This window comes from Stenotrophomonas sp. WED208 (assembly GCF_040984485.1).
In the GTDB taxonomy this organism is placed as follows: Bacteria; Pseudomonadota; Gammaproteobacteria; order Xanthomonadales; family Xanthomonadaceae; genus Stenotrophomonas; species Stenotrophomonas riyadhensis.
This window is the reverse complement of record NZ_JAZARB010000001.1, coordinates 2,306,560-2,312,559: the sequence shown is the minus strand read 5'-3', so window position 1 is coordinate 2,312,559 and position 6,000 is coordinate 2,306,560. Positions and strand designations below refer to the sequence as shown.

Sequence of the window (6,000 nt, the reverse complement as noted above, 5' to 3'; positions counted from 1 at the left end):
AAAAACCGGCCCAAGGGCCGGTCAGTTTCCGATCACGCACGATCAGGCTCCATGCCAAAGAAGGAGCCGAGGCCGACGCAAGAAGTGCGCCAGCCAACCGCGCAAGAGCGAACATAATATACATTATGCGAAATGGCGTATCCGTCGAATCTGGGCCTTTATTGGCTCTGCATGGCAATGGCTGGGCCTCTGGCTCGGCTCTTGCCTGCGCCCCGGGACCCCGGCCAAGGATGAGATCGCGGCATGATTGAGTTCGACCCGCACCACCGTATCGACTTGACCGGCCCTTGGGCCGGTTTTTCTTTCCTCGGCAACCGACTGATCACCCCCGAAGGCCGCGAGCTGCTGCCCGAGGATCTGGCCTGGCTGTCGCTCACCGCCTGCCAAGCGCAGGAATGGCGCCGGATGATGGAAGCTGCACGCTCAGCGCCGTCGATCGACAGTTCCAGAAATGTGCGCAATCGCGACGCCGGCATTCGCCATCATCCTGCCACTGTCGTCAATCTGCGGGATGTGGTCAGCCGTCGCAAAGAGCGTTCGGCGGTGGCGAGGGCTGGCGCTGACGCCGCACCACCTGCAGCAGACCTACCGGTACCGGGGCCGAGACGCCACGAGCGCGTGTGAGGCGCTTCCGTAGGGGCGCCGCCCCTACACCCCGCGCTTCATTGTTTCTCTCCACTTTCGTCAGTCTCCTCGTCAGGCGTGTGCGTCGAACCTCCCAGGTCAGGGGATCGCGTGAGACCATTTGCGAACGTGGCTTGGAGTTTGGCTGCCGATTCGTTGAAAGCGATCACATGATGCCTGTTGCCGGATCCACGCACGAAACTCACGATCATGTCGTCAACCTTCTCATCGTTGACGTTGCGGAAAAGATGACCACCAACCAATGCCACGCCACCGCCAGCAACCTTAAGCAATGCCACAGAGTATGAGGATATCTTTCGGTCTTCCGGCTTTAGCGTAAGGCTGATGTACCCCTCCCAGAGGTCGCCGGTCACATCAAGCATGACCTTGAACTCGTTGTCCACTGAATAGAGTTCCATCATGCAGGTGCCGCGCAAGGTGTGTGCGGACTGCTTTAGATCCATGCTGAATCTGATTGCAGCGGTCTCACTTAAGTCAATGGCGGTCCATGGGCCGGACACATCTAATCCCTTGTAGCGAACCTTGCTCAAGTATGGCTCGATTGATTTGGTCCATAGGGACTTAACGGCCCACAGCAGACCGCTCGTCAATACGCCAGTAACTACACCAAGAACAACTTCAGATTCCATGTGCCCCCCTACTTTCGTGAACATGACCAACTACTGATCGCGGCAGCGTACCCATTCGCCCTTGGCATTCCGTAACTGTTCCCAGCCGTTCTTTAGACGGCGCATTGCAGTGCCACCAATGCAGGCCGCACCCAGCTGCTTTGCATCGGCGCTGCCGTAGGCTGGCATGCGGACGATCTCGCTGGATGGCGTTGGTAAGCCTTGACGATGCGATTCCCCTTGTATCAGGGACCGCTCGATTTCTGTGCAATAAAGCCGAATGCGCGGATCGACGTACTGCTGGCATTTCAGCGGCTCAGCACCAAGATTGCTCGCCTTCGGTGCTGGCGGCGTGTGCCTGGGTAGTGGCTGCGGACCGGTTGCCGAGCGTAGTTGTTGCGCATGCACGGGTGATAAAAGCAGCAGTAGAGCTAGAACTAGGCCAGATCGAATGTCCATTTCGCCCCCAAGATTTGGGGGCATGGTATCCCATTGCGAAAATCAAAAGCTCGCCGGGTACGGCGGCGTCTCCGGGAATGTCCCCATCGGGCGTTTGCCGACCTCAATCAGTGCGTGCGCGGTCGGTTCAGACGAGCCTGCTGCCGCCGCCCGTGCTATGCCCTGAGCTGGATCATCCCGACGCGACTCCGCCTCCTGCCTTGGTGCTCGATACGGGTTATAGGCCGGGCCATCGCGTGCGATGGCAACGCAGACCGGGATTGAAATCTTGGCCTTGGTGCCCTGCTCTGTTACGCACGTGCACGTTGTGTCCTGCTCGGTGGTGCCGGATGCCATGCAGTACAACTCAGGCTGCGATTGAACGCTGCGATCATCGAAGGCGGGGGCAGACCATGGCTGAAACTCAATCCGCGGCTTGTGACGTTCGATGTACTCCTCACGATTGAGGGGCCGTGCCGCCGGCACGCCCGCGCCCAAGGGCGCCAGGGCTCCAGCCGCCGGCAAAGCACCGGCCCCCTGATCCACCTTCTTTGGCGTCGGTGGCGGTTTGATGATGAACGCATAGATCATCCAGACACCAAGGACTAGCGCAATGGTGACGGACAGCGCCTGCCAGACCTTCTTAGGCACCTTGAACTTGTGGCTGGCCGTGTGCAGCGTCGCACTGCGATAGCGGCTATACAGCGCCTTGGGGTAGCCCCAGATTTCCTCTTCGGCCTTGTCACGCACCTTCTCGTCATACGGATCACTTTGGACGCGCGACCAAGTAAGGACGCCAGCCCGCTGCATGCCGAACGAACGATTCATGTGCGTGTGCGAGCCGATGAGCGTGCGCACCTGGTGGTGGATCTTGTTGGGCCATTGCGTGACGAACACAAGATCGAAACCGCGATGCCGATGCGTGGACATGGCACGGATGCGAGGATCGTCGGATTCACCCGGCTTTCCGGTAGACGGGAACAGCTTGCCGTAACGCTCAAGGCCCTGCGTGTTGCCATCGGAATGCGCTTCGTCATAGATCACGAAAGAGCCGTCCGGAAGCTGTGTCCAGTCGTTGTGGTCGGGCAGCTTCTCCATCCACGGGAAGGCGTCTGCGCCCTCCTCTACTGTGGCGCCCGCGATGTTCGTGAAGAATCGGCGCGGCTGCGCCTTGCCTTCCTTCACCTGCTGCTGGTTCTGCTCGTAGAACTCAAGCGCCATCGACATCGCGCGCAAGGTCTTGCCATTGCCGGGTTGCCCCGAGATTAGATACATCATTTGGAAGCTGCCTTCTGTACGGCGACCTTGCCTGCGTCGATGAGCACCTTGGTCACGATAGCGGAGCCGATCATGGTGATGGCCTCCCCTGCCCCAGCCATAAGCATCACATTGGCGAGATCGGCCGCGATGCCTGACCACTTCTGAGTGATGAGGTTCAATGCGCCCTTGACGAGCGGTAGGAGGGCTGCGCCTGTAGCGAGACCAAGGCCCGCGCCCGTCAGGACGCGAGCAAGGGAGTTGCCCAGGAGTTGAGTGAGAAACGCGGCTAGCCAAGGCATTACTTGCGCACTCCTGAGACGATGTATGCAGCCGCGAGCGCGGCGCAGGCGATGACCAAGCCCCTGATCATCTGTGCGAAATCGCAGAGCGGTTTGAATTCGAAACTGACAGACGTGGAGACAGGCCCAACACCAATAGTGACGACCTTCGCAGCGGGACAGGAGCCACCTCCAAGGCCACTAGACCACTGCCCGAGGTAGCTGCTCGGAATTGGCGGATCGGCGTATGGCATCGGAACGTCGCCGGGATATGTAGGGTTCTCCGGAAGGCTGGGATTCTCACCGTCACCGTCGCCATCGCCGTCACCATCTCCCCCGCCGTCGCTGCTGCCACCGCCGTCACCATCACCATTGCCACCACCCTCGCCATTGCCCCCACCATCACCACCGCCGTCACCGTTAGGGGCTGCGTAGGTCGCAGCAGAATTGCTACTAGAACGATGACTCGGCAACGTTAGATCAGGCATCGAAACCATGGTGGCGCCGATCCAACCTGCCGAGCCGCGCACAGCGGATTACCCGTCGTCATGATCGAGGCGAGCACATGCTGCAGAACATTATCCTCGCGGGCATAGCTGATGACTTAAGGACGCCCCTTCTGCCTACCCCGGTAAGTCCTCCTAGTCCTGTCGATAGCGGCCCGCAGCCCAAATACTTGGCGGCGATGAAACTGGCGCTGACCGCGGCCCAGAGGCCGGCGGGAATACTGGGCCCGCGCGGACCGATGGCAACCTTGTCTTGCATGGCGTAACGTTGCTACAGGGATAGCAGAGCCTAGGCTAATGTTATCTACTAACCACATTGGGGCCACGGGCTTGCTGTGAGAATCTATGACCGATAACGATGATAGCTATCAGTTCCCCAAGTCGGGCAAGGTCTACATCAGCCCCTCCCTGAAGGACTTCCGGGACAGCTCCCGGCGCATCCGCATCGCCTCGAAGGTCACCGGAGTAAATGACGTTCTGGAGTACGCCAAGGAGCTGGGCGAGGTGGTCTTGCGGAGCAAGCCAGGGGCGCGCACCTGCATCCGAGCGAAGTTCCTCGAGGCCACGGGCGAAATATTCATCTTGACGCTGCAAAAATTCGACAACGAGTCTGGGATGCCGGTCGGCAACGGCTTCACCTTCGTTGGCCCGGAAATCCCACGACTGCTGGAGTTCGCTGGCAACATCCGAGCGGCCGCATTCGACGACGGTGGCCCGCTCAATCTCACCGACGAAGAACTGCGCAAGCGCGTGCTCACCCCCAACCAGGCTGAAGCACTGCTCGCCGGCAATCCGGAAGTATTCGCTGAGGCGGTGCGCCAAGCGGTGACCAAGGAAGACTTGGTCTCGCTCGGCTACCGGCGCCAGCAGATGGAGACGTTCTACCGGCTGCTGCACGATCCGGAGTACTTCGACCACGCCAAGGCGGTTAAGCGCTGCGGCGATGAGGCTCTGTGGCAGCAGTTCTTCGAAAAGAACCCGTGGATATTCGGATACGGCCTGCAGTACGCGTACGGCGCCACGCTCGATAACGAAAAGCTCGAGCAGTACGTGCGCGGCCATACCGTCCTGCAGTCGGGCAAACGTGTGGATGCCCTGCTCAGGTCCAAAGCGATCGCCTCGACACTGTGCTTCGTGGAGATAAAGCACCACCGCACTGACTTGATGGCCAAACAGGAATATCGCGGCGGCTGCTACGCGCCATCGGTGCACCTCAGTGGCGCGGTCGCGCAGATCCAGGGCACGGTCTCCTACGCGGCTGAAAGCCTGTTCGGCCGCCACAGGCTCAGTGGTGCGGACGGCTTTCCCTCCGGCGAGGACGTATTCAATTTCTCGCCGCGCTCGTTCGTGGTCATTGGCAGTCTCGGTGAATTCCGTAACCAACACGGTGTCAGCGAAGACCGCCTTCGCTCGTTCGAGCTGTACCGTTCGCACCTTCACCAGCCGGAGATTTTCACCTTCGACGAAATCTTCGAGCGCGCCAAGCACATCGTGTCGGGCCACCACCTACCACTGAATCAGGAGTAATGCGATGCCGCGCGCCGACATGGCCGATCATCTGGTGCATTTCATGACCGGCCCGCGATGGGTCGATGCCTTCGGGATAATGCAGCGAATTTTGCACGAGCGCGTGCTGCGAGGTAGCGGCCGCATCAATCGCGATCGCTATCGCTGTGTTTGCTTTAGCGAAGCGCCACTTCCGATGGTGCCTGGCGGCCCGGTCAACGAAGACGGCTACTCGCGATACACGCCCTTTGGCATATTGTTCGACAAGACATGGGTTTTTTCTCAAGGTGGGCGCCCGGTCATCTACCAGCCCGAAGCGGAGTACGATCTTCTACCCGACGCGCTTCGATGGCGCCACATGCGTTACGAAATCGGCGATGCAGAGCGCGTGGATTTCACTTGGGAGCGCGAGTGGCGATTGCATGTCGACGAGCTTCGCTTCGACCCCTCGAACGCGGTGGTGATCGTACCAAACGCCGAGTGGGAACAACACCTTCGTGTCGCCTTTGATGACCAGCAAGACTGGCAGGTCTCCGCGTACACGCAGATTCTGGACGAGACCGTCTCCGAAGCATACCGGGAGGGCTTTCCGTGGCGGGTGGCTCGCTTGGGCAAGCCGACACCTCCGGCTCAGTGATGCGAACCACTCACCTGCTGTTTTGGTCTCGGGAACCTGACATCCATAGTGGCTAACCGCCCCCTGCTTGCCGAGATGCAATCGGTGCATGCGCGCGCCTTGCGCGCTCTTTTCGACGTACG

At 60.0% G+C, this 6,000-nt stretch carries 7 protein-coding genes; 3 read left to right on the top strand and 4 right to left on the bottom strand.

Translation table 11 applies throughout. The features are described from left to right. Nucleotides 1–243: 243 nt before the first annotated feature. Nucleotides 244–624, top strand: coding sequence for a DUF3653 domain-containing protein (locus tag VPH47_RS10285; RefSeq protein ID WP_368850714.1), 381 nt, complete (start codon nt 244–246; stop codon nt 622–624). Between the two features lie 38 nt (nt 625–662). On the opposite strand, the gene VPH47_RS10280 is transcribed toward VPH47_RS10285, so the two are convergent. From VPH47_RS10280 to VPH47_RS10265, 4 genes are all read right to left on the bottom strand, one after another. Next, nucleotides 663–1,274 carry a hypothetical protein gene (locus VPH47_RS10280; RefSeq protein WP_368850713.1) on the bottom strand — a complete coding sequence of 204 codons (612 nt, stop codon included), beginning with the start codon at nt 1,272–1,274 and terminating at the stop codon, nt 663–665. Nucleotides 1,275–1,754: 480 nt separating this feature from the next. Beyond that, nucleotides 1,755–2,969 (bottom strand): zonular occludens toxin domain-containing protein, encoded by a 1,215-nt coding sequence (locus VPH47_RS10275; protein ID WP_368850712.1) that lies wholly within the window; start codon nt 2,967–2,969, stop codon nt 1,755–1,757. Further along, entirely contained in the window at nt 2,966–3,250 is a 285-nt protein-coding gene (locus tag VPH47_RS10270; RefSeq protein ID WP_110712324.1) for a DUF2523 domain-containing protein, read from the bottom strand. Before VPH47_RS10270 ends, VPH47_RS10275 begins: the two co-directional genes overlap by 4 nt. Continuing rightward, nucleotides 3,250–3,483, bottom strand: a complete 234-nt coding sequence (locus VPH47_RS10265; RefSeq protein ID WP_368851582.1) for a virulence factor TspB C-terminal domain-related protein — start codon at nt 3,481–3,483, stop codon at nt 3,250–3,252. The genes VPH47_RS10270 and VPH47_RS10265 overlap by 1 nt, the downstream gene beginning before the upstream one ends. Before the next feature lie 597 nt (nt 3,484–4,080). On the opposite strand from VPH47_RS10265, the gene VPH47_RS10260 reads away from it, so the two are divergent. Together VPH47_RS10260 and VPH47_RS10255 are read left to right on the top strand one after the other, a co-directional pair. Beyond that, nucleotides 4,081–5,262, top strand: a complete 1,182-nt coding sequence (locus VPH47_RS10260) for a Shedu immune nuclease family protein (RefSeq protein WP_368850711.1) — start codon at nt 4,081–4,083, stop codon at nt 5,260–5,262. A gap of 4 nt (nt 5,263–5,266) precedes the next feature. Next, nucleotides 5,267–5,878, top strand: coding sequence for a hypothetical protein (locus VPH47_RS10255; protein WP_368850710.1), 612 nt, complete (start codon nt 5,267–5,269; stop codon nt 5,876–5,878). The last annotated feature ends 122 nt before the right edge of the window (nt 5,879–6,000 follow it).